The sequence below is a fragment of the Cyanobacterium stanieri LEGE 03274 genome (genome assembly GCF_015207825.1).
GTDB classification, from domain to species: domain Bacteria; phylum Cyanobacteriota; class Cyanobacteriia; order Cyanobacteriales; family Cyanobacteriaceae; genus Cyanobacterium; species Cyanobacterium stanieri_B.
In genome coordinates this window covers 1-22,111 of sequence record NZ_JADEWC010000039.1, presented here as the reverse complement: position 1 = coordinate 22,111, position 22,111 = coordinate 1, and the positions used below count along the sequence as shown (strand labels likewise).

At 38.0% G+C, this 22,111-nt stretch carries 27 protein-coding genes; 16 read left to right on the top strand and 11 right to left on the bottom strand.

The genetic code is table 11. The features are described from left to right. Positions 1-1,253 (top strand): polyphosphate:AMP phosphotransferase (gene pap / locus IQ215_RS13245; protein ID WP_193801885.1); only part of this gene is annotated, 1,253 nt, incomplete at its 5' end. Between the two features lie 135 nt (positions 1,254-1,388). Here pap and IQ215_RS13240 read toward each other — a convergent pair. From IQ215_RS13240 to IQ215_RS14530, 4 genes are all read right to left on the bottom strand, one after another. Continuing rightward, the gene (locus tag IQ215_RS13240; RefSeq protein WP_193801884.1) at positions 1,389-2,285 is read right to left on the bottom strand and encodes an alpha/beta fold hydrolase; all 897 of its coding nucleotides are present in this window, start codon (positions 2,283-2,285) and stop codon (positions 1,389-1,391) included. Between the two features lie 57 nt (positions 2,286-2,342). Further along, positions 2,343-3,125: an SDR family NAD(P)-dependent oxidoreductase gene (locus tag IQ215_RS13235; RefSeq protein WP_193801883.1), complete on the bottom strand. Its 783-nt coding sequence runs from the start codon at positions 3,123-3,125 to the stop codon at positions 2,343-2,345. An 82-nt stretch (positions 3,126-3,207) separates the two neighbouring features. Further along, complete coding sequence (locus IQ215_RS13230) at positions 3,208-4,137, bottom strand: bifunctional riboflavin kinase/FAD synthetase (protein ID WP_193801887.1); 930 nt, start codon at positions 4,135-4,137, stop codon at positions 3,208-3,210. Positions 4,138-4,265: 128 nt separating this feature from the next. Continuing rightward, positions 4,266-5,543 carry a metallopeptidase TldD-related protein gene (locus tag IQ215_RS14530; RefSeq protein ID WP_193801882.1) on the bottom strand — a complete coding sequence of 426 codons (1,278 nt, stop codon included), beginning with the start codon at positions 5,541-5,543 and terminating at the stop codon, positions 4,266-4,268. Positions 5,544-5,821: 278 nt separating this feature from the next. Here IQ215_RS14530 and rpsD point away from each other — a divergent pair, with 278 nt between their 5' ends. The 10 genes from rpsD to IQ215_RS13175 all read left to right on the top strand — a co-directional run bounded on the left by rpsD (position 5,822) and on the right by IQ215_RS13175 (position 12,443). Beyond that, a complete protein-coding gene (rpsD, locus tag IQ215_RS13220; protein WP_193801881.1) occupies positions 5,822-6,430 on the top strand; it encodes a 30S ribosomal protein S4 in 609 nt (202 codons plus the stop codon). Between the two features lie 127 nt (positions 6,431-6,557). Next, entirely contained in the window at positions 6,558-6,734 is a 177-nt protein-coding gene (gene rpsU, locus IQ215_RS13215; RefSeq protein WP_015222259.1) for a 30S ribosomal protein S21, read from the top strand. Between the two features lie 362 nt (positions 6,735-7,096). Further along, the gene (gene petB, locus IQ215_RS13210; protein ID WP_193801880.1) at positions 7,097-7,765 is read left to right on the top strand and encodes a cytochrome b6; all 669 of its coding nucleotides are present in this window, start codon (positions 7,097-7,099) and stop codon (positions 7,763-7,765) included. A gap of 156 nt (positions 7,766-7,921) precedes the next feature. Further along, positions 7,922-8,419, top strand: coding sequence for a cytochrome b6-f complex subunit IV (petD, locus tag IQ215_RS13205; RefSeq protein WP_193801879.1), 498 nt, complete (start codon positions 7,922-7,924; stop codon positions 8,417-8,419). A gap of 170 nt (positions 8,420-8,589) precedes the next feature. Beyond that, entirely contained in the window at positions 8,590-9,009 is a 420-nt protein-coding gene (locus tag IQ215_RS13200; protein WP_193801878.1) for a YeeE/YedE family protein, read from the top strand. Positions 9,010-9,032: 23 nt separating this feature from the next. Continuing rightward, positions 9,033-9,452, top strand: coding sequence for a DUF6691 family protein (locus tag IQ215_RS13195; RefSeq protein WP_193801877.1), 420 nt, complete (start codon positions 9,033-9,035; stop codon positions 9,450-9,452). A gap of 205 nt (positions 9,453-9,657) precedes the next feature. After that, the gene (locus IQ215_RS13190) at positions 9,658-10,119 is read left to right on the top strand and encodes a DUF29 domain-containing protein (RefSeq protein ID WP_193801876.1); all 462 of its coding nucleotides are present in this window, start codon (positions 9,658-9,660) and stop codon (positions 10,117-10,119) included. Positions 10,120-10,294: 175 nt separating this feature from the next. After that, a complete protein-coding gene (gene petP / locus IQ215_RS13185) occupies positions 10,295-10,495 on the top strand; it encodes a cytochrome b6f subunit PetP (protein ID WP_193801875.1) in 201 nt (66 codons plus the stop codon). Between the two features lie 78 nt (positions 10,496-10,573). Then, the gene (locus IQ215_RS13180) at positions 10,574-11,668 is read left to right on the top strand and encodes a Get3/ArsA fold putative tail anchor-mediating ATPase NosAFP (protein WP_193801874.1); all 1,095 of its coding nucleotides are present in this window, start codon (positions 10,574-10,576) and stop codon (positions 11,666-11,668) included. 112 nt (positions 11,669-11,780) lie between these two features. After that, positions 11,781-12,443 (top strand): Na(+)/H(+) antiporter subunit B, encoded by a 663-nt coding sequence (locus tag IQ215_RS13175; RefSeq protein WP_193801873.1) that lies wholly within the window; start codon positions 11,781-11,783, stop codon positions 12,441-12,443. Here IQ215_RS13175 and IQ215_RS13170 read toward each other — a convergent pair. Then, positions 12,418-13,005 carry a DUF4126 domain-containing protein gene (locus tag IQ215_RS13170; RefSeq protein ID WP_193801872.1) on the bottom strand — a complete coding sequence of 196 codons (588 nt, stop codon included), beginning with the start codon at positions 13,003-13,005 and terminating at the stop codon, positions 12,418-12,420. The genes IQ215_RS13175 and IQ215_RS13170 overlap by 26 nt on opposite strands. Positions 13,006-13,108: 103 nt before the next feature. Here IQ215_RS13170 and pdxA point away from each other — a divergent pair, with 103 nt between their 5' ends. The 3 genes from pdxA to IQ215_RS13155 all read left to right on the top strand — a co-directional run bounded on the left by pdxA (position 13,109) and on the right by IQ215_RS13155 (position 16,081). Beyond that, entirely contained in the window at positions 13,109-14,146 is a 1,038-nt protein-coding gene (gene pdxA, locus IQ215_RS13165) for a 4-hydroxythreonine-4-phosphate dehydrogenase PdxA (protein WP_431355538.1), read from the top strand. A 37-nt stretch (positions 14,147-14,183) separates the two neighbouring features. Continuing rightward, entirely contained in the window at positions 14,184-15,401 is a 1,218-nt protein-coding gene (locus tag IQ215_RS13160; RefSeq protein ID WP_193801871.1) for a DUF790 family protein, read from the top strand. Positions 15,402-15,466: 65 nt separating this feature from the next. Continuing rightward, positions 15,467-16,081, top strand: coding sequence for a WcaF family extracellular polysaccharide biosynthesis acetyltransferase (locus tag IQ215_RS13155; RefSeq protein WP_193801870.1), 615 nt, complete (start codon positions 15,467-15,469; stop codon positions 16,079-16,081). Positions 16,082-16,140: 59 nt separating this feature from the next. On the opposite strand, the gene IQ215_RS13150 is transcribed toward IQ215_RS13155, so the two are convergent. Continuing rightward, entirely contained in the window at positions 16,141-16,338 is a 198-nt protein-coding gene (locus tag IQ215_RS13150; RefSeq protein WP_193801869.1) for a hypothetical protein, read from the bottom strand. A 172-nt stretch (positions 16,339-16,510) separates the two neighbouring features. On the opposite strand from IQ215_RS13150, the gene IQ215_RS13145 reads away from it, so the two are divergent. Beyond that, entirely contained in the window at positions 16,511-17,800 is a 1,290-nt protein-coding gene (locus IQ215_RS13145) for a glucose-1-phosphate adenylyltransferase (protein ID WP_193801868.1), read from the top strand. A 128-nt stretch (positions 17,801-17,928) separates the two neighbouring features. On the opposite strand, the gene IQ215_RS13140 is transcribed toward IQ215_RS13145, so the two are convergent. Next, positions 17,929-18,852, bottom strand: a complete 924-nt coding sequence (locus IQ215_RS13140; RefSeq protein ID WP_193801867.1) for a class I SAM-dependent methyltransferase — start codon at positions 18,850-18,852, stop codon at positions 17,929-17,931. Positions 18,853-19,178: 326 nt separating this feature from the next. Between IQ215_RS13140 and IQ215_RS13135 the strand changes: the two genes are divergently transcribed. Beyond that, positions 19,179-19,475, top strand: a complete 297-nt coding sequence (locus tag IQ215_RS13135; protein ID WP_193801866.1) for a 2Fe-2S iron-sulfur cluster-binding protein — start codon at positions 19,179-19,181, stop codon at positions 19,473-19,475. 158 nt (positions 19,476-19,633) lie between these two features. Here the strand turns inward: IQ215_RS13135 and rpmA are convergent, their stop codons facing one another. The 4 genes from rpmA to IQ215_RS13115 all read right to left on the bottom strand — a co-directional run bounded on the left by rpmA (position 19,634) and on the right by IQ215_RS13115 (position 21,872). After that, positions 19,634-19,897, bottom strand: coding sequence for a 50S ribosomal protein L27 (gene rpmA, locus IQ215_RS13130; RefSeq protein ID WP_193801865.1), 264 nt, complete (start codon positions 19,895-19,897; stop codon positions 19,634-19,636). Positions 19,898-19,950: 53 nt separating this feature from the next. Then, on the bottom strand, positions 19,951-20,322 hold the full coding sequence (gene rplU / locus IQ215_RS13125; protein ID WP_193801864.1) for a 50S ribosomal protein L21: 372 nt from the start codon (positions 20,320-20,322) through the stop codon (positions 19,951-19,953). A gap of 181 nt (positions 20,323-20,503) precedes the next feature. Further along, a complete protein-coding gene (locus IQ215_RS13120; RefSeq protein ID WP_431355537.1) occupies positions 20,504-21,277 on the bottom strand; it encodes an MBL fold metallo-hydrolase in 774 nt (257 codons plus the stop codon). After that, positions 21,273-21,872: an anthranilate synthase component II gene (locus IQ215_RS13115; protein WP_193801862.1), complete on the bottom strand. Its 600-nt coding sequence runs from the start codon at positions 21,870-21,872 to the stop codon at positions 21,273-21,275. Before IQ215_RS13115 ends, IQ215_RS13120 begins: the two co-directional genes overlap by 5 nt. Positions 21,873-22,111 lie beyond the last annotated feature (239 nt).

The window sequence follows — 22,111 nt, the reverse complement described above, 5'->3', positions numbered from 1 at the left end:
CCCTAGAACAAAAATATCCTTTTTTATGGCGTTTTTGGCAAAATCTTCCCCCTCAGGGTAGCTTTGCTATTTTTTACCATAGTTGGTATATTCACGTATTAGAAGACAGACTTTTTGAGCGACTCCCCGAAAATCAAACTCCTCTAGTAATGAGAGATATTAACGCCTTTGAGCGTCAGTTAATTGACGATGGCGCTATCATGGCCAAATTTTGGCTACATCTAAGCAAAAAAGAATTAAAAAATCGTCTCAAGGATTATCAAGAAGACGAATTAGAATCATGGAGAGTGCGCCCCGAAGATTGGCAACAACAAAAAAACTATAAGCAATATTCCGCCCTAGCCGAAGAAATGATCATTTATACTAGCACGGGATTTGCCCCATGGACTCTAGTAGAAGCAGACTGTCAACGGTGGGCAAGGGTAAAAGTATTAACCCAATTAGTATCCACCATTCGAGGGGCGCTCGAGCAACGTAAAATTTTATCTGAAACTCCCTCCTTACCCCCCCAAACAGAATTACTACCCACCGAGCCAGATTATTTAGATAGGGTAGATTTAACGGTACATTTACCCAAAGATGAATACAAAACAAGGTTAAAATCAGCCCAAGTGGAATTGAGAAAATTACAAAGACAGATTTTCGAGAAAAAATTAGGGGTAGTGCTTTTATTTGAAGGTTGGGATGCCGCAGGAAAAGGAGGCGCTATTAAAAGAGTTACTGATATTTTAGATCCCCGTAACTATAAAGTCCATGCCTTTGCCGCCCCCACGGAAGAAGAAAACAAACATCACTATCTCTGGCGGTTTTGGCGTAAGTTACCCCAATTAGGTAATATCGGTATTTTCGATCGCACTTGGTACGGTAGAGTATTAGTAGAAAGAATCGAAAATTTTGCCACGGAAGTGGAATGGCGCCGGGCATATCGAGAGATTAATGAGTTTGAAGCCCAATTAGCGACAGATAATTATTTAATCATTAAATTTTGGATTCACATTAGCCAAGAAGAGCAATTAAACCGTTTTGAAGCCAGGAAAAATGATCCTTTCAAAAATTATAAATTAACTGATGAGGATTGGCGCAACCGTGAGCAATGGAATTTATATGATGTGGCAGTGAATCAGGCGATCGCCCGTACTAGCACCCCCCTTGCCCCATGGAAAATAGTACCAGGAGACGATAAATATTATGCCAGAGTTTATGTTCTCGAAACCATTGTTAACGCCATTAAGAAAAAACTAAACCATGGGTAAAATTTTATCTTGAACTTAAGTTATCTTAGTTTAATTTGTTGAAGGAATTATGATTAGCCGTCTAATCCATTCCATGGTGAAGCTGTGAAGATACTATATTCCTATTAAATTAGGCTCAAAACAATTTTTAATCAATCATTCATTATCTATTACCCTCAACCAATCAAATAAAATTTGGTGGAATAAATCAGGTTTTTCATCATGGAGACAATGGCCCAATCCATCCAATAAATGTAGAGTAATCAAAGGATTAACCCTAGCAAGTTGAGGGGCAATGGTAGGAGGTATGAAGCGATCGCCCTTACCCCAAAGCAGTAACATAGGAATAGTAACCTGCCCTAACAAATCCCTAGCCGACAAAGAAAAATCAGACTGGTTAACCGACTTACTTAAGGCAATTAAAGTACGTGCCGCACCCTTATCTTGGGGAGGGGTGGCAATAATATTCACCAACTCATCATCCAGCCAAGTTTTATCCACATAGGCAACCCCTAACCATTTACGAATTACCATCGGGCGACGGGCAATTAAAAATATAAGCCGAATTAGTAAGGGAGAAGCTACAATACTTTCTAAGGTTTTAACCACAGGTAAAAGCAATTTTGGTAACATCTTTTGTCTTGCGGATAAATCAGGTAAACTCAACATCACCAACTTATCTACCATGGTAGGATATTGCACCGTAGCATAAAGGCCAATTAATGAACCAATGGAATTACCAATTATAATTACAGGTACATTGATAAAAGTGCGCCAAAAATCATACACCAACTGTGCCCATAAAGTCACATCATAGTTAGTATAGGCTTTGCGAGACGCTCCAAAACCAAGTAAATCAAGGGCATAAACTCTATAATGTTGTTTTAAAATGGGGATATTATGTCGCCAATGCCCAATGGAAGCACCAAAACCATGTAACAAAATAATGGGAGGATAGTTATTTTTATCTTCAGAGTTAGTGTAACTATAGCGAATTTTCCACCCTCGCCAATGCCAATCCCTTTGATTTCCTGTTTTTTCTTTCCAATTCATAATTAATAGTAGGAAAAGGCTAGTAATAATTCTGCCTTTTGTTATGGTTGTGATAACTTATTTTTTAAACTGTTTTTCCACGGCTTTTAATAGTAATTCCCTAGGTAAAAAACGGGGTAAATTAACAATAATTTGATTGACAAAACCCCCTGTTACATTATTTGATTTTTTCTGACTAAGGGCATCAAGGGCATCTTTAACAACATCTTCAGCTTTAGCTAATGATATATCACCATTATTCTGATTGAGTTCAAATTCAGCAACTTCCCCAAAATTTGACTCCGTAGGGCCAGGGCATAGGGCTAATATATTAATCCCAAAATCTTTATTTTCTGCCCACAATGCCTCGGAAAATGACAAGACAAAGGCTTTAGATGCTGCATATACAGATAAATAGGGTAATGGTTGATAACCTGCGATAGAACCTACATTGATAATATCTCCTCCTTTTCTTTTTTTCATGTCCTGTAAAAAAAGATGGGTTAGGGCAACTAAGGCGCTAATATTCAATTGAATCATTTTTAATTGTTTATCTAAAGGGCGATCGCAAAATAAGCCATAATCCCCAAAACCAGCGTTATTTATTAATAAGTCAATGGTAATATTTTCTTGTTTTAATTGTTCATAAATATCTTGACAAGCATTGGGCAAAGTTAAATCTTGAGTAATAACTTTTACGCTTATTTGATGTTTATTTTCTAAGTCTTTTTTGATGTTATTTAATGCTTCCGTGGTTCTTGCAATGATAATTAAATTATAATTTCTCTGTGCTAATTCTTCGGCAAATGCTTTACCGATTCCCGATGATGCCCCAGTGATTAAGGCTGTTTTATTATTCATGATGATGAAATAACTCAATTAAAATAACTAAATAATGGACAATTAATAATCAAACTATTATCTCCCTCACTCCCCATCTCCCTCACTCCCCATCTTTAAATGATAACTGACAATCGATCGCAATTTGCTCCTTCAATTCATCTAGGGAATTAAATTTTTTTTCTGGACGTAAAAAACTAATCAATTCCACATCTAAAACCTTATTATATAAATCTCCTTCCCAATTCAAAATATGAACTTCCACGGTGGTTTTTTTGCCATCAACGGTAGGGCGATCGCCTATATTCATAACTCCTAATAATTGGTTATGATAAATATTATTTTGGTTTATTATGACTTTATAAACCCCTTTTTTGGGCAAAAACTTCTGTGCATCTATATCTAAATTTGCAGTGGGAAAACCAATTTTTCTTCCTAATTGTTGTCCTTTTACTACTTTTCCTGTTAGATTATATTTTCGCCCTAACATTGCTTGTGCCAAAGACAAATTACCTTCCCCTAAAGCCTTTCTAATATCTGAACTACTAATCTTAGTAAAATTTCCACTAATATCTAGTTTTTCCTCTGCGGTAATATTAACAAAAATATTATTATCTGCTGTTAATTCTTGTAACTTTTGAGCATTTCCTTGACGTTGATAACCAAAGCGAAAATCTGAACCAATACTGATATATTTTGCTTGTATTTTTTTTACTAATATATCTTTAACAAATGCCCTCGCTGAAAGGGTAGCTAATTCTCGATCAAAAGGTAATAATATTAATTGTTTAACCCCCATTTGCTCCAACAATTTTGCCTTTTCAGGAATAGGGGTTAAAAGTTGCTTTTTTTTCCCTGTAAAATACTCTTGGGGATGGGGAGTAAAAGTAACTAAAGTAGGATATATATCAGGGTTACGGAGTTCAAAAATTGATTTTATCACCCTTTGATGTCCTCGGTGAAGTCCGTCAAAGTTACCAAGGGCGATCGCATTTGGTGTGATAATATCGTCTAAGGAAGAAGTTACAAGAATTGTCACGGAACAATTGATAATGAATAATTGATAATGAATAATTGATAATGAATAATTGACAGACTGTTATTAACCAGAAAATCCTAATGTCTCTTCATTTTCCACCGTTAATGGTATATGGTCAATGGTTAATTTGTCACCGATACCCCATCAATCACCATAGAAGGAGTATAACAAGAACCGCTCCAAATATTATCATTACCTAAATCCTTCACCCGTTGCAAAAGTTGGTAAATATTACCTGAAATCATGGTATCTTTTACCCTACCGATTACCTCCCCCTTTTCCACCAAGTAACCTAAATCTACATTTAGGGAAAAGTCTCCTGAAATATCGGCATCATTACCCAAAAATTGATCTACCATCAAACCATACTCGATATTTTCTATCAATTTAGCAAAGGAAGTATTACCCCCATCCACCACAAAATTAACTAAACTAGGGCTAGGATAACTACCTAAACTGGGACGAAAACCATTACCCCTATTACTAATACCCAATTTGTTGGCATTTTTTTGATCACAATAAAAATTACTAATTTTTCCCCCATCAATTAACTTATAATGTTGAGTCAGCGCACCTTCATCGTCAAAAGGACAATCATAGGGTTTCAAGTGAGGATTTTGGGAAATAGTGAGACAGGATGCCATAACTTTTTTGCCATGGGAATCATGCCAAGGGGAAGACTTATCCACAATACGCTTACCATTCAAAGCATCGCTGACGGTTTCCCAAAGGCTAACCACGGCATTGGGGGTAAACAAAACGGGTAAGGGGTGAGGTTTTACAGTGCCTTGATTTTCTGCCCATGTGAGCCGTTGTTGGATATTTTTGATTATTTTGTCCAAATTTAGAGTTGCATTGTCATAAATGCCATCATAGATACCTAAGAAGTCATCTTCTCTTACCCATTCCACCCCCACCGAAGCACTAAAGGTGGTATCGCTATGGTGACAGTACAAACCACGGGAATTTATCAGGGTACTGGTTTCGGTTTCCCATTCCAAATCTAGGTTACAAATAATATCAGGATGGGTTTCCCGTAAAAGGGCGATCGCCCCTTGTCCTTTTTCGATTAAACTATTTATATCGACATTAATTTTTTTCTCAGGAAAAACTAACCGATTCTCACCATTCAACAAAGGAGTTTCAGCCTCATTCAAAGCGGAAATGGCCAAAGCCTTATCAATTAAAGCATCCCCATCAAAATCCCCATAAGCAACCGCCAACCCCGGACAACCATTGCGCCACAAACGAAGGGCCACCCCTCCCCCCTGAGAACTTTCGATCTGTTTTAACCTATTTGCTTCAAAAGATATGGGCTTAGAGTGCGATCGCACCTCATAAACTTCCACATCATCAACACCACGCCTTCTAGCTAAATCTAATAAATTCTCTACTTCCACCTTTTTCCTTGCCTTGATTAACCCTTAACATTATCCATCATTAACCATCCCTAACCAAACTATTGAAATTAATTAACAAATATATTAAAACAACTCCCTTTAGTTCAATTTATTGAACGAACTACCATTAGCCGTGTAATTCATTACACGGTGAGGATGCGAAGATACTTTCTTTTACAAAAAAATAAATAACCAATCAAAAGTTAAAAACAAGAAATTAGTGTAAAATAATATGTTTGGGTCTAAACTCGTAAAAACAAACAAAATCAACTAGAATTATGTCTCGATATACAGGACCTCGCTTGAGGGTAACACGTCGCCTTGGAGACTTACCAGGGTTAACTCGTAAAAACGCACGTCGTCAATATCCCCCCGGACAACACGGACAAAGTCGCCGTAAACGCTCAGAATACGCCATCCGTTTAGAAGAAAAACAAAAACTTCGTTATAACTACGGCGTCAGCGAAAAACAATTAGTTCGTTATGTTAAAAAAGCCCGTCGTGTAGGTGGTTCTACAGGACAAGTATTATTACAATTATTAGAAATGCGCCTGGATAACACCGTATTCCGTCTCGGTATGGCGCCCACCATTCCCGGTGCCCGTCAATTAGTAAACCACGGACACATCACCGTTAACGGTGGAGTAGTGGATATTTCTAGCTACCAATGTCGCCCTGGAGATGTCATCGCCGTTAGAGACCGTGATAAATCCCGTAAAATAGTAGAAACTAACCTTTCTAACCCAGGCCTTGCTAACCTTCCTAGTCACCTAGAATTCGATAAAAACACCTACGTTGGTAAAGTAAACGGTGTCATCGAACGTGAATGGGTAGCACTAAACATTAACGAACTACTCGTAATTGAGTACTACTCTCGTAAAGCATAAAACATATTTGGAGTGGTGTTGTATCATTCATCAACCTTGTCGGCATACCGTCATCAACGGCACCACTTGCTATGTTAAAATTATTAATAACATTGAAAACACTTAGTAAATAAAAGGAGGACATTGCATGACCCAAGTGGTTGTGGGACAAAACGAAAATATCGAATCCGCATTACGCCGTTTTAAAAGACAAGTTTCCAAAGCAGGAATCTTTGCAGACATCAAACGTCTTCGTCATTTTGAAACCCCCATCGAAAAGAAAAAACGTAAAGCAGTTGCTCGTCGTAAAAAACGTTTCCGTTAAATAGAACGCCAGACATCAGACGAGAAATAAGAAATTGTATATATAATTTAGGTAGGTTAAAAGGGGGTGAATATCTAAAATCAACCTAACCTAAATCCTTCTGTAGAATATATCCTTACAAGCTAAAACAAATATTCTCACAATCAAATATTGACTTTAGTTATTAATTGCCATGACCAAAATAAAAAAATCACAGTCATGGTAATCTATTCTCAGAAAACTAAGCTCAAGGTTAAGAAAAAGATATATTTTTCTCAGCCTAGTAGCAATAAGGCTTAAAGCTATGTTAAATTTTATAAAGAGTTGTTAATAAAAATAGCTCTAATTATCCATAATATCATTACATTATTGACGGCTTATTAATGTTTACAAAACAAGTAACCGATTCTTCAGTTTATAAATGGTTTAACGATCGCCTCGAAGTAGAAGCGATTTCCGATGATATTAGCAGTAAATATGTTCCTCCCCATGTCAATATCTTCTATTGCTTAGGTGGAATTACCCTTACTTGCTTCTTAATTCAATTTGCCACCGGGTTTGCCATGACTTTCTACTACAAACCCACCGTTACCGAGGCATTCAACTCCGTTCAATTCATCATGAATGAAGTTAACTTTGGTTGGTTAATTCGTTCCATCCATCGCTGGTCCGCTAGTATGATGGTATTAATGTTAATCCTCCACGTATTCCGTGTTTACCTAACCGGTGGTTTCAAAAGACCCCGTGAATTAACATGGATTGTGGGTGTAACCATGGCTGTAATCACCGTTTCCTTCGGTGTAACTGGCTACTCCTTACCTTGGGACCAAGTAGGTTACTGGGCGGTTAAAATCGTATCTGGTGTACCTGCAGCTATTCCCGTAGTAGGAGATCAAATGGTAGAACTCCTTAGAGGTGGAGCGAGTGTAGGTCAAGCAACCTTAACCCGTTTCTACACCATTCATACTTTCGTATTACCTTGGTTAATGGCAGTGTTTATGTTACTACACTTCCTCTTAATCCGTAAACAAGGTATCTCTGGTCCTTTGTAAATCATGAAGAATTGAAAATGACGGTTAGCTAATAGTTAATCGTCTTTTTAGTTTCAGTCAGTATTTGCAATACTCTCGCATATAATCGAGATACAATGGGTATTATCCCTTGTTAATTCCTATTATTACCCACCATCGAGGAGACAAAATTAAATCATGTCTAACCCCAATTCTCAATTAATTAAAAAACCAGATCTCAACGATCCCAAATTGAGAGCCAAATTAGCTCAAAACATGGGTCATAACTACTATGGTGAGATCGCATGGCCCAACGACATTCTTTATATGTTCCCTATCTGTATTTTAGGAGCATTGGGTTTAATCGTTGGTTTATCTATCTTAGATCCTGCCATGATTGGCGAACCAGCCGATCCCTTCGCAACTCCTTTGGAAATTTTACCCGAGTGGTACTTATACCCTGTATTCCAAATCTTGCGTGTATTACCTAACAAACTTTTAGGGATTGCTTGTCAAGCAGCCATTCCCCTAGGTTTGATGTTAGTACCTTTCATCGAAAGTGTTAACAAGTTCCAAAACCCTTTCCGTCGCCCCATTGCGATGACTGTATTCTTATTTGGTACTCTAGTTACCCTTTGGCTAGGTGCAGGATCTTTATTCCCCATTGATGAGTCTTTAACCTTAGGCTTATTCTAATTCATGGCCTTTGGTCATAGCTTTGAATTAAGTTTCAAAATTTTATAAAAAACATATAGTATCTCCGATCGCCCTTAGACTTTAAATAAAATAGGTTTATGGATGGTCGGAGATATTTATTTATGCCTTAAAACACTATATAATCAAGTAGTAAAGTAATATTATTAAATATGGTTGAATTTAACTGGGTTACAGGGTTACTCGGAGGCATCCTCATCGGTATCAGTGCCACCATTTTACTTGCCTTTGATGGACGTATAGCAGGGATTAGCGGAATGTTAAACGGTGCGGTGGATTTAAAAGTAAAAGAATATTGGCGCTGGTATTTTTTAGGGGGAATGTTATTGGGAGGACTAATCTATGAATATTTTTTACCCTTTCTTCCCTCTACCCCTATTCCCGATGCTAAACCCTTAATTATGGTTGTGGGCGGTTTATTGGTGGGTTTTGGCACAAGAATGGGTAATGGATGCACTAGCGGCCATGGTGTTTGTGGTTTGGGGCGATTTTCTGCCCGTTCATTGGTGGCAGTAATTACTTTTTTAGTAACTGCCATGGTGACAGTTTTTATTACTAATTTAGTCAGTTAATTTTCCTTTTTATTTTATAAAAAATGAACAATAAATTTAATTTTATAGCCTTAATAAGTGGCTTATTATTCGGTTTAGGACTAGGTATATCTCAGATGGTCGATCGCACCCGAGTCATAGGCTTTTTAGACGTAACAGGGGCATGGGATCCTACCCTCATATTTGTTTTAGGGGGCGCTGTAGGGGTTACAGCCATTACTTTTCGGTTTATTTTGCCTATGAGAAAACCTATTTTTGCTGATAAATTTTATTTCCCTACCCGTAATGACATTGACTTATTCTTAATTGTAGGAGCGGCTATTTTTGGGATTGGTTGGGGAATTTCTGGTTATTGCCCAGGGCCAGCAGTGACTTCTTTAGTGCAACAAAATGTTAATCCTTTTATATTTATCATTGCTTTTTTTGTAGGTTCTTTTAGTTTTAAATATTGGCAAAAAAAATAAATAAAGGCATTACTGATTTTAGATTATGATTTTTCGTTTAGGTGGGTAATAGGGAATAGGCAATGGAGATAATATTTTGAAGTCTCAATTTCTAGTGTCAATCAATGATATTTGATACCGTGATTAAGCAATGGCTCAATAATTCTTCTGAAACTTTATTATTTACCAGAAAAATTATAATGAAAGATAAAAGGATTCATCCGTAATGGTAATGCAATTACAAACAGATCATAAAAGTCTATACGATACTGATTATAATCTCTGGGTGTTGGAAACCGTTAAAAAACTGGAGAAAAAAGATTTGGATTCTCTGGACTGGGAGAATCTCATCGAGGAGGTATTAGACTTGAGTAAGAGGGATAAAAGAAAAATAGAGAGTCTATTAATGAGATTAATAGAACATCTTTTAAAGTTACAATATTGGGATGAGGAAAAAGATAGGAATAAAGGACATTGGCAAGGGGAAATTCGTAATTTTCGAAAGCAAATAAAACGTCTTTTAAAAGATAGCCCTAGTTTAAAACCGTATTTGGAAGAAATATTGGGGGAGTTTTATCAAGATGCCAGAGAAATCGTCAGTGATAGATCGCAATTACCCTTAAATATCTTCCCCGAAACTCCCATGGCAACCCTAGAGAAAATTTTAGACGAAAATTGGTTGCCTTAATTACATAAAAACCTTTAGAAATTATTGAAAATTGCTTATTGGAATCATAATCATTATTTTAGATGACATAGTTTATTTTTCCTAATAAGTCTTCTTATCAAAACAAGGGGCTAAAGATTACCAAATTCCGATAAAATTAAGAGTTGTTAATTAAAACTACGGTATAAAAATTTTTATGGAAGTTGGACAAAAAGTAAAAATCTGTCGCCTAAGAGAAAAGGTATCTGCGGAAATTGTAGAGAAAGTAAAACAGGGACAAGCGGCGACTATTAAATCTTTTAAGATGACTGACGGTAGTGGTGTGGGTGTATTTGTGGAATTTCCTGATTCTACTACGGGTTGGTTTTTTGAAGATGAGGTTGTATTAGTTCAATAATAAAGCAAGTTAAAGGGACGTTCAACGAACGTCCTAACGTTTATTTATTCAATCTATTGATTATTTACTACATAAAAAATGGCTTTTATTTTAACTTTTTTGGGAAAAGGTGGGGTTGGTTCAACGACAATGGCGATCGCCTCTGCCCATTCATATGCACAACAAGGAAAAAAGGTACTATTAGCAGTACAGGATTCTAGTCCTTGTTTTTCCCTGCTTCTAGGGAAAGAAGTGGGTAAAGAAGCAACGGAAATTGCCCCAAACTTAAATGCCATTCGTCTCCACAGTAGTAAATTATTAGAAGATAGTTGGGAACAGGTCAAGGATTTAGAAAAAAAGTACCTGCGATCGCCCATACTAAATAATATTTATGGTTCAGAATTAAGTCTTTTACCGGGCATGGATGAAGCCCTAATTTTAAACTATCTCCGAGAAAAAGATACTCAATATGATGTAATTATTTTTGATAGTAAAAACGCCCTTAGTTGTCTAAGAATGTTCGGCATTCCCGACACCCTCAGTTGGTACTTTCGCCGTATGCGCAACATCTTGGAAAATTCTGACATTGTCAAAGGACTTTCCCCCTTCATTCAACCCGTTAGCAGTGCCGTATTAAACGTTTCTTGGAGCGCTGATAATTTTGCATCCCAACCCACCAACGAAGCCAATGAGCTATTAGAAAACGGCAAAAAAGCCACCCATAACCCCTCTCGGGTAGCCTCCTTTTTAGTAACCAACGATCAACCCAGTGCGATCGCCTCTAGCCTGTACCTTTGGGGAAGTGCGCAACAAATAGGCTTAACCGTAGGAGGAGTATTACTCAATCAAAGCACCAACACCCCCGAAATTACCGCCCAATTTCACCCCCTCACCATCAACCCCATTCCCACAGTATCTCCCCAAGATTGGGATAACATCATCGCCCTCCTGCCCGACTTCCAGGAAAATGCCCAAAAAGCCCCTAAACCCTTAGAAATCGACACCAATACAAGAGAAGTGAAAGTATTTTTACCGGGCTTCGCCAAAAAACAAGTCAAACTTAGTCAATCAGGCCCAGAAATTACCATCGAAGCAGGAGATCAACGCCGTAATATCTTTCTACCCCCTCCCCTGAAAGGACAATCGGTCAAAGGAGCTAAATTTCAAGATAAATACTTAGTTATTTCCCTATAACCTGATAGCATAGCTAAAAACAAATACAATTTGCTACTTCAATAGAAAATAAGCAATAATAATATTCTGAGGAGTAAATTTTGTCGCTCATTTCATACCACCAAAACTTTTTATGAAAATACTCTATCTACTAGCCGGATTAGCCCTTTTCCTCAAAATGCTATTTACCTCCACCACCATTGCCGAAATAGAAGAACTTAGCATCATGGAAACTATCATCCAAGATTCAGGGGTAGCCAACTCCGTATCAGGGGTTATTTTCCGTAACCGTTTATATGACACCATTTTTGAAGTGGTGGTATTTACCATCGCCATTTTAGGGGCTAGTTTCTTACTCTCCAACGAAACCCCCACCCAAGTAGTTTATCAATTTACCGATCAACCCTCCGTGGTATTAGCCCGTTTAGGCGCTACCATTGCCACCCTAGTCGCCATAGAATTGGCCATTAGAGGTCATCTTAGCCCTGGGGGTGGTTTTGCCGCAGGAGTAGCAGGGGGAACGGCGATCGCCCTTGTGGCCATCACTTCTCCATGGGAGTGGTTACAGGAAATTTATAAAAAATGGCAAGTGGCCACCGTGGAAAAAGTATCCGTACTAATTTTTATTGTTTTGGCTTCCATTACCCTCATGGGAGGAGAATTACCCTACGGACAAATCGGCAGTTTAGCCAGTGGAGGAATTATCCCCATTTTAAATATTTTAGTAGCCCTTAAAGTGTGTCTTGGGTCTTGGGCTGTAATTCTTTTGTTTATTCGCTATCGGGGTTTATTGTAAAGTCATTAAGGGGAGGTTTTTTTTGCTGATACCACTGTCGCCATTCCGAGGAAATACGAAGGGCAAGAAGTAATAATAACATAGCAATTAAACCTCCATTTTCCGGAGCGCTAAAAGCAAATAAAGATAATATCATCGCTAATATATCTTCAGAAATGGTAAGAATGATGGGTAACTTTCCCCAACGAAAAAATAAACCCACCAGCACAAATCGTAATACTAAGGCAAATAAGCCCCCCGTAATGGCAATTATCCACAACGGCACATATTCTAAATTTGTCCAATTCGCAGCCCCCACCGCCAAAATAGCCCCCACCACAGGGCTAAGGATTAACTGAATAATTTGAATTACCCTTAAGCCAATCATTCTTTTTGTGCCAAGGATTTCAAAAATAGTTATGGATACTAAAATAGCCAATAATACTTCTGGTTTGACATGGTTTAGAAGGGGAACTTCTGACCAAAGTTTATCGAGATTTACTAAGCCAATGATAAGAAGGGGTAAGCCTACACGAAGCCCCCCCGAGGCGGCGGCGGAGATAACTGCTAACACTTGAATCATAAATTTTGCTCGTAAATCGAAGAAGGATGATACCTAGTTTTTGATTGACAATGGATCGTTAAGAAGCCAGAATAATACATAGACAGGATCTCTAAATTTTCCTATATCTTTTAGTATTTTGATTAATAACCATAAAGTTAATTTAGTTTTAACCATGGGGGATGGGGCGGGTATTGGCCCAGAAGTAATCCTGAAAGCCTTGAGCGATACTTCTATTACTGAAAATGCTCAGATTACAATTATAGGCGATCGCCCTTGGCTAGAACATACTTACCATCAGCTTCACCATGTAACTAACTTAACACATCCCGATCAATTTAATATAATTGATGTATCATATCCCCTAAAAGCCTCTTGGGGCAAGGGAAATGACCACACAGGTAAGGCAAGTTTTTTATACCTTGAAAAAGCAATTCAACTTACCCTAGAAGGAAAATTTGAAGGTATCGTCACCGCCCCCATTGCCAAATATTTATGGCAACAAGCAGGTTATAACTATCCTGGGCAAACGGAAGTTTTAGCTCTTAAATCCCACACCGACAAATTTGGCATGATGTTTGTGGGGCAATCTCCCCGCACAGGCTGGATTTTAAAAACTCTTTTAGCTACTACTCATATTCCCCTAAATCAGGTTTCTAGCGCCCTTAATCCTGAGTTAATGACTCTAAAATTAGAATTATTGTTAGACACCCTCAAAAAAGATTTTAACTTAGATGCTCCCGTAATTGCGATCGCAGGGCTAAATCCCCACAGTGGAGAAGATGGCAAACTAGGCACAGAGGAAAAAGAATGGTTACAAGATTGGTTTAACCAAGCCCAAAAAGAATATGCCCCAGCACAACTCATCGGGCTATTGCCCCCCGATACCATGTGGGTAAAACCTTCTCAAGCATGGTACGATGATCCTAAGATTAATGTAGCAGATGCTTTTTTAGCTCTATATCATGATCAAGGATTGATTCCTGTTAAAGCCATGGCATTTGATCAAGCTATTAATACTACCATCGGTTTACCCTTTATTCGCACATCTCCTGACCATGGTACAGCTTTTGACATCGCAGGAAAAGGTATTGCTAACCCTGAAAGTATGAAATCTGCCATCAAATTAGCTATCGCCCTTTGTAAAAATCGCCGTCGGTAACATTGATGATAGGTTTATCATCATACTTGATTTAAAAATGCTAAAAACAGACTTATTGATGTATCGTTTTGATGGAGAAACGATTATCCCTAAAAAATTACCTCTTAATAAAAATAATCTTTTTTTAGCCTGTGAGCAAATAGATTGTTTTCAAACTTGTGTAGGTAAAACCCAAGCCCATTTAGATAGTAAACTCAAAGAATTAGAAGGAGATAGCCCCGATTATCGTCTCAAAAGGGGGTTAGCCCATTTACTTAAAAATCACTTTAGCACCTTTGAAATAGTTAGTCCTTTAGTACCTGCCAAATTACGGGAAATGGTTTTTTCTCATAGTGCCGAGTCTTTACCCATACCCCATAATAAAGAATTTGTGCTAAGTGCGATCGCCCTTAATCTTAGCAAAAAATTAGAAAAAGAAGTATTACCCCAACAAATCGAACAAGGGTTATACGCCGACTTACAAGAAAACCGTATCCTTACCCAATTTGACTCACCCCAACCCGAAACCCTCATCCACCGCTATAACCTTTCCCAAGTGCAAGGCATATTCTACCGTGCCAGTGAAATCACCATCCACGCCCACCGCAACCAACCTGGGGAATATAAACAACTATTTCGCTACCTAAAACTATTTGAATTAATGGCATATATAGAAGGAGATGCTGACATAGGCTTTACCATCACCATGGATGGCCCCACCAGCCTTTTTAAACCCAGCACCCGCTACGGTTTAGCCCTTGCCAAGATGATACCTGCCCTCTTGCACGTAAGAAAATGGAGTTTAGAAGCCACACTGAGGATGAAAGATAACTACACCAACCGCATTAAAGAAAAACGCTTCCACCTCGATGACAGTTGCGATTTAGTTAGCCATTATGGTGTTAATAGCACCTACGATAGTTTATTAGAAGAATCCTTCGCCAAAAGATGGGCAAAAATTGATACTCCATGGCGCCTTGAAAGGGAAGTGGATTTATTACCCGTGCCCGGGAGTGTGATGATTCCTGATTTTCGGTTAGTGCATCCTGACGGTAGGGATTTTTTATTGGAAATTGTCGGTTATTGGAGTCCTCAATATTTACAAAAAAAGTTTTATCAAGCCCAGAAAGTAGAGCGAGACAATTTAATTTTGGCTATTTCCGAACGGTTAAATCTTGCTAAGGCGGGGGTAAATTTTCAAGAATTACCCAATAAGTTGGTTTGGTTTAAAAATAAGTTGTTCCCAGAAAATGTATTGGCGATTATTGACCGATAATATTTTACACTGTAAATAAATATTTACATAATTTATTCAGAAGATCCACTATTGATCTTTAATTCATGACCAATCACGACGCCATCACATCCAAAGAAAATCAACATTCTCCATTAGAGGATACTAAACCTTGGTTTAATCTTAACGAATATAACCAAGATCATTTTGATCGGGGAAAACCTCAATGGTTTATCTTTTTGTGGTGGATTGTCGAAGGTGTTATTTTTCCCCTTACTCCTCACAATTTGAATGGACTCAGAAGACTGTTATTAAAATATTTTGGGGCTAAAATTGGTAAAAACGTAGTTATCCGCCCCACAGCCCGTTTTTTGTATCCTTGGAAGGTGGAAATCGGTGATTATAGTTGGATAGGCGATCGCACTTACTTTTATAGTTTAGATAAAATTACCATAGGTTCTCATACTGTCATTTCTCAACACAATTATTTATGTACAGGAAGCCACGATTATAATACAGTTAACTTCAATCTAATTACATCCCCTATTACCATCGGTAACGGCGTTTGGGTAGCTAGTCATTGTTTTGTGGCCCCGGGGGTGAAAATTGGTGCAAATACCATTATTGGCGCTCGTAGTACCGTTTTAGACAATATTCCCAGTGCCAAACTAGCTTGGGGTACTCCCTGCAAAGTTAAGGGCGATCGCACTCAACCCCATTAGGGTGATGGGGAGATGACGAGTAGGGGGGTGATCATAAAGTTGATTAATCAGCTCCAATGTTATAAGGTATCCTCATCATTATCTAAATCTAAAATATCAATACTACCCCTCAAGAGGCGATTTTCATAACGACGATTACGCCTTTTCGCCTTAGCTTTGTTTGCGCGTTTTCCTTCCCGTTTATCCATGACAAGATCATCAAGGTTTTGAGCTTCTTCCCAATCTCTTAATCCATCCTGCGGTGTTCTTTTTCCCATTTTCTATATCCCCAAAAGATAAAATAAAAAATGCTTAACATAACTTAATATAATAAATTTTAACCTGCCCTTAACACTGTCAACAATAGATTTAATCCCATTTTCTCCATTGTTAATTGTGCCAATAAAGCCTAAACTTTCTATAAAGTGATTATTTTAGAGGTCAAAAAGCGTGAATAAAGTTCTTGGTATTATCTTAGGAGGCGGTGCAGGTACTAGACTGTATCCCCTGACTAAATTAAGAGCCAAACCAGCAGTACCTTTGGCGGGAAAATATCGCCTAATTGATATTCCTATCAGTAACTGTATTAACTCGGAAATTTTAAAAATATATGTTTTAACTCAATTCAACTCTGCTTCTTTAAATCGTCATGTAAGTAGAGCTTACAATTTTTCTGGGTTTAGTGATGGTTTTGTGGAAGTATTAGCAGCCCAACAAACCAAGGAAAATCCCGACTGGTTCCAAGGTACAGCCGATGCGGTACGTCAATATATCTGGCTTTTTGATGAATGGGATATTGATGAATATATTATCCTTTCTGGGGATCATCTCTATCGCATGGATTACAGTAAATTTGTGGAACACCACCGCAAAACTAATGCTGATATTACCATTTCGGTAGTTCCCATCGACGAAAAAAGAGCCGAGGCTTTTGGTTTAATGAAAATTGATGATTCTGGCAGAATTACCGATTTTAGCGAAAAGCCCAAGGGTGATGCCCTTAAACAAATGGCAGTGGATACTAGCATTTTAGGTCTAAATCCAGAGGAAGCAAAGGAAAAACCCTATATCGCTTCTATGGGTATCTATGTATTTAAAAAAGAGGTATTACGCAAGTTATTAACGGAAAATCCCGATCAAACTGATTTTGGTAAAGAAGTAATTCCCTTTGCCGCAAAGGATCATAATATTCAAGCCTATCTATTCAAGGGTTATTGGGAAGATATTGGAACTATTGAGGCTTTCTATGATGCCAACCTTTCTTTGACTAATCAGCCTCAGCCTTCTTTCAGTTTTTATGATGAGAAAGCACCTATTTACACTCGCTCTCGTTATCTACCCCCTACCAAGTTGCTTGATTCTCAGGTAACTCAATCTATTATCGGTGAGGGTTGCATCATCAAGGAGTGTCGGATTAACCACTGTGTTTTAGGGGTGAGAACTCGCATTGAAACTAATTGTGTGGTGGAAGATACTTTGATTATGGGTGCTGATTTGTATGAGCCTTATAGTGTTAGACAGGCGAAATTAAAAGATGGTGGTGTGCCTATTGGTATCGGTGCTAATTCCATTGTACGCCGTGCGATCGTTGATAAAAATGCTCGTATTGGTCAAAATGTACAAATCATCAATAAGGATAGGGTTGAGGAAGCCAACCGAGAAGATGAAGGATTTTTAATCCGTAATGGTATTGTGGTTGTTATTAAAAATGCTTCTATTGCTGATAATACTATTATTTAATAACTAAAAGTCGGGATATTTTTGATTGTTTTTTGTTTAATTTTAATAACGTCAGTTCTCTTTTTTTAGGGGAGAAATAAAAACCGAATTTTAATCAAATCAGGCAGGTCAAAAGACCTGCTTTTTTATTATTTTTTCCTAGCAACGATCGCCCTGTGCCTTTTACTAATGGGAATAATTTTGGGTTGTTCAAAGCCTATATTTAGTAACTCTTTTTCAATATCTAAGCTAAAATATTGATCCAAATAAGGCTCGGTACTTTTTAATAAAGTTAGCACATAACGGGGCATTTTTTCATAGGCTTCTGATTGAGGATTCATATCCATAATACCCAGATAACCCCCAATTTTAATTAAACGATGGGCTTCTTTTAAAATGTTTCTAGCAGCAAATTGGGGCAATTCATGGAACATTAAAAAATGGGAAACTAAATCAAAAGATGCGGATGGTAAATAAGTATTTTCTGCCTGATTATGATGCCATTGAATATCATAATTTTTTTGTTGGGCTTGATGTTTTGCCACTGCCAAAAAATAGGGGGATAAGTCCAACCCTGTAACCTTAGCATCGGGGTATTTTTCTTGTAGTGCAAAGGTACTTAAACCCACCCCACAACCCATATCTAAAATATCCTTGGGATTCTCACTAATTTCCCTTTCTAAAACTTTATGATAATTACGGCGTAAAGTGCGATCGCCCTCTAATTTCGGCTCCTTAGAAAAAATGGTAGAATGAACACTATAAGCCGCCGACTCCAACTCCCATGCAGCCTTCCACTCCAGATTACCCTTATCATAAGCATGAAAACACTTTAAATAATATTCAGGATAATCAACCCCCTTATTTTCCACCCCTGTTATATCCTCACTCCAATCTCTATTCTCCAAACTGGCAATATTTTCATGCCAATTAACCCCAATAGTTTCCGCTCGACTAATAATCATCTTTCTCGCCCGACTCTTAGCAAAATTAGCAAGGGGTTGAATATCCAACAAAGTATTAATAAAACGGGTAGTAAGATTATTTTCTGGTTTAATAGTGTTAGTTTCCATCTTGTATAGTCATCCTATATGAGTATTAAAAATTATATTAATATTTTGAATAAACTAAATTAGACTGTAAATATCATTTACAATCACCAATCTTAAACCCTTAGATTACACTAAATTTAAAGTCTCAAGGAATTTTTCCCCGACTTAACTTCTTTTTAAAATTACATATTTACATCTCAATTCATAAGGGTTTTTAAAAAAACTCCCACGGGAATAAACCTTTATTTGGTATAATTTTGGTTTTATGGTCAAAGTTATTTATAATTTCTTAATATTGGTATAAGAAACTTAACAAACAAAAAAATAAATAAGGAGAAAATAGAAAAATGCCCACGATTAAATTCCTCAAAGAAAACAAAGACGTTGTCGCCGCCGATGGTGCAAACTTAAGAGAAAAAGCAAAACAAAATGGAATTGATATTTACCGCTTGAGAGGAAAGTTAATCAACTGCGGTGGTTATGGGCAATGTGGTACTTGTGTTGTTGAAATTGTCGAAGGTATGGAAAATCTATCTCCGAGAACCGAATTTGAGAATAGAAAGTTAAAGAAAAAACCCGATAACTATCGTCTAGCCTGTCAAACTATCGTCAATGGTGAAGTAAGCGTTAACACCAAACCATAATAACAATTGACCATTGTAAATTCAAAGTAATTTTAGTCGTAAAACTCCCCCAATATTGGGGGATTTAGACAAAAGATCAAAAAAAGGGTAAGTCGCAAAACTCACCCCCATTTAGTTAATGATGACTGAAATAAAACCCAGTGATTTAAATAAAAAACCTAGTTAGCCTCTACAGGATAAACACTAACTTTCTTTTGGCTACGGCTTTTATGTTCAAACTTCACAACTCCAGCGATTAAAGCAAAGAGAGTGTCATCATTACCACGTCCAACATTTTCTCCAGGATAAACTTTAGTGCCACGTTGACGAATAATGATATTTCCAGCTTTTACGGTTTCACCACCGAAACATTTAACGCCTAAGCGTTTCGAGTTAGAATCTCTTCCGTTACGAGTACTACCTGTACCTTTCTTATGTGCCATGGTATTATGTTATTCCTATAATAAAATGTACTGTTATTTAAGTGTATGTTATTTTATGCTTCCACTGCTTCAGTGGTGGCTTCGGCTTCTTTCTGAGCAATGACATTGCCCCCTAGACTAATAGAATTAATCATCAAACGGCTTAACTCTTGTCTATGGCCTCTTTTCTTACGGGTTTTCTTCTTAGGTTGCATTTTATAAACAATTACCTTTCTGCCTCGGCTATGTTTTAAAATAGTTCCGTTAATAGAAGCACCATCAACATAGGGTTGTCCGACGTGAATTTCGCCGTCATGGTTAACCAGTAATACTTTATCTACGTTTAAATCTTCGTTTACTTCGAGATCAAATCTATCTAATTCATAAAATCTACCTGGTTCAACTTTAAGTTGTTTCCCGCAGATTTCGATTATTGCGTAAGTCATAATTTTTTCCTAATATATACTGCCGTACAGGTAGCAAAACTGTTTTGTTTGCTTTTTTTCGATGCCTTTACCTGATCCGAACAGGAGTGGAGACACAATCAATAATTCTATCTTTATAATCCACTACTTGTCAATACCTTATCCTTAAAAGTTAACCCTTGGTTCATCGGTAAAAAATTTCTTAACCAAAGACTCGAATGAGAGTGCCTTGGGAGGGTAAATCTCGGGGGCGGATGGTAGTTTGATTACCCTGAATTCTTCTGATGTTAAATTCTTCGGCTCTTGCGAGGGTTAAAAACTCCTCTAGGGAAACTAAATCACAACTATTAGTATCAGCGTTGTTGGTAAGATATTGGGTAGGAAATACTACTTTGGGGCGTAATACTCTGATGGCGTCCATGGCTTCTTGGGGGTTATAGTTTTTAGGGCCTCCGCCGATGGGAATAAGGGCAACATCAGGGCTACCCATCAAGATACGTTGTTCCACATCAATGGGGGAAGCGATGCCGCCTAGGTGTAGAATATTAACTCCCCCTTGATTCCAACGCCAAACAATATTTTCGCCAAATCTTCTGCCCCGTTGGCGATCGTGAAATGTTCTGATGCCCTGAAATTGTATGCCCCCGACTTGATATACTCCTGATTCAACCATTAGTTGGGGGTTGTTAGGTAACCCCCCCGCGGCTCCTTCATCGAGAAGACGACTGCTAATCATGACGGCATCGGCGTTAACGGTGGGAGCGGGATAGTTAGCGGTGCAACCGATAGGCTCGAAGGGGTTGGATAAGACTCGTAGGTTATTGCCTGTAAACAGAAAACAGCTATGGCCTAGCCATCGGAGATTAACTCCTGTTCCTGAGTTTTGGGCGATCGCCCTTTGGGGGGAATATTTAGCACTAAGCAGGGAAGTTAAAAGCCCTACCCCTCCTAAGCGTAGCCAGTCACGACGATTAATCATATTTAGCGATAGATTTGAGGAAATTTCGTAATAATTGTAACCCAGAATCCGTTAAGATGCTTTCGGGGTGAAACTGTACACCTTCAATCCAAGGATATTGCTTGTGTCGGATACCCATGATAATATCGTCCTCTGTCCAAGCGGTAATTTCTAATACTGAAGGAATAGAACTTTTATCGACAATCAAACTATGGTAGCGGGTAGCTTGAAAGGGGGAGGAAATATCTTTAAATACCCCTTGGTTGTTGTGGAGGATGGGGGAGGTTTTACCGTGCATCAGACTAGGGGCAGGAATTATCTTACCGCCGTAGGCTTCGCCGATGGTTTGATGACCTAAACAGACTCCTAAAATGGGGTAATCTTGACCCATTTTCTGTACAAGTTCGAGGCAAATTCCTGCACTTTGAGGGTTGCCAGGGCCTGGGGAAATAACGATCGCATCTGGTTTCAATTCCTGTAGTTGGGTGAGGGTAATTTGATCGTTACGATAAACCACAACATCTTGGGCGATGGTAAATTCGGCGCTTAATTCCCCTAAATATTGAACCAGATTATAAGTAAAACTATCGTAGTTATCAATAACTAGAATCAAACTATGGATCTCCTTATAGCAGTGAAAATATTAAGTTTAACCCATAGGGTAACAAAATAAAACAAGCAACAAACACCGAGGCAATGGCACTAACTAACACTGCACCGGCGGCCAGGGCAAACGCATACTAAAGATTTATGAGAAAGTGGTATGGTAAATATCATTGAGGAAATTAATTACCGTGAATTCTCAGACTGGTCAGAAATCATACTTGTGGAAACATTTTGAAAATATTGAAG

Excerpts from the sequence above, each read along its gene's own strand:
- IQ215_RS13150 (WP_193801869.1), bottom strand. The coding sequence starts at position 16,338 with ATGGGAAAAAGAACACCGCAGGATGGATTAAGAGATTGGGAAGAAGCT.
- IQ215_RS13180 (WP_193801874.1), top strand. The coding sequence starts at position 10,574 with ATGGCTTTTATTTTAACTTTTTTGGGAAAAGGTGGGGTTGGTTCAACG.
- IQ215_RS13135 (WP_193801866.1), top strand. The coding sequence starts at position 19,179 with ATGCCCACGATTAAATTCCTCAAAGAAAACAAAGACGTTGTCGCCGCC.
- rpmA (WP_193801865.1), bottom strand. The coding sequence starts at position 19,897 with ATGGCACATAAGAAAGGTACAGGTAGTACTCGTAACGGAAGAGATTCT.
- IQ215_RS13140 (WP_193801867.1), bottom strand. The coding sequence starts at position 18,852 with ATGGAAACTAACACTATTAAACCAGAAAATAATCTTACTACCCGTTTT.
- IQ215_RS13200 (WP_193801878.1), top strand. The coding sequence starts at position 8,590 with ATGGTTGAATTTAACTGGGTTACAGGGTTACTCGGAGGCATCCTCATC.
- rpsD (WP_193801881.1), top strand. The coding sequence starts at position 5,822 with ATGTCTCGATATACAGGACCTCGCTTGAGGGTAACACGTCGCCTTGGA.
- petB (WP_193801880.1), top strand. The coding sequence starts at position 7,097 with ATGTTTACAAAACAAGTAACCGATTCTTCAGTTTATAAATGGTTTAAC.
- petP (WP_193801875.1), top strand. The coding sequence starts at position 10,295 with ATGGAAGTTGGACAAAAAGTAAAAATCTGTCGCCTAAGAGAAAAGGTA.
- IQ215_RS13190 (WP_193801876.1), top strand. The coding sequence starts at position 9,658 with ATGGTAATGCAATTACAAACAGATCATAAAAGTCTATACGATACTGAT.
- rplU (WP_193801864.1), bottom strand. The coding sequence starts at position 20,322 with ATGACTTACGCAATAATCGAAATCTGCGGGAAACAACTTAAAGTTGAA.
- IQ215_RS13160 (WP_193801871.1), top strand. The coding sequence starts at position 14,184 with ATGCTAAAAACAGACTTATTGATGTATCGTTTTGATGGAGAAACGATT.
- IQ215_RS13240 (WP_193801884.1), bottom strand. The coding sequence starts at position 2,285 with ATGAATTGGAAAGAAAAAACAGGAAATCAAAGGGATTGGCATTGGCGA.
- IQ215_RS13155 (WP_193801870.1), top strand. The coding sequence starts at position 15,467 with ATGACCAATCACGACGCCATCACATCCAAAGAAAATCAACATTCTCCA.
- IQ215_RS13175 (WP_193801873.1), top strand. The coding sequence starts at position 11,781 with ATGAAAATACTCTATCTACTAGCCGGATTAGCCCTTTTCCTCAAAATG.
- petD (WP_193801879.1), top strand. The coding sequence starts at position 7,922 with ATGTCTAACCCCAATTCTCAATTAATTAAAAAACCAGATCTCAACGAT.
- IQ215_RS13195 (WP_193801877.1), top strand. The coding sequence starts at position 9,033 with ATGAACAATAAATTTAATTTTATAGCCTTAATAAGTGGCTTATTATTC.
- IQ215_RS13170 (WP_193801872.1), bottom strand. The coding sequence starts at position 13,005 with ATGATTCAAGTGTTAGCAGTTATCTCCGCCGCCGCCTCGGGGGGGCTT.
- IQ215_RS13235 (WP_193801883.1), bottom strand. The coding sequence starts at position 3,125 with ATGAATAATAAAACAGCCTTAATCACTGGGGCATCATCGGGAATCGGT.
- rpsU (WP_015222259.1), top strand. The coding sequence starts at position 6,558 with ATGACCCAAGTGGTTGTGGGACAAAACGAAAATATCGAATCCGCATTA.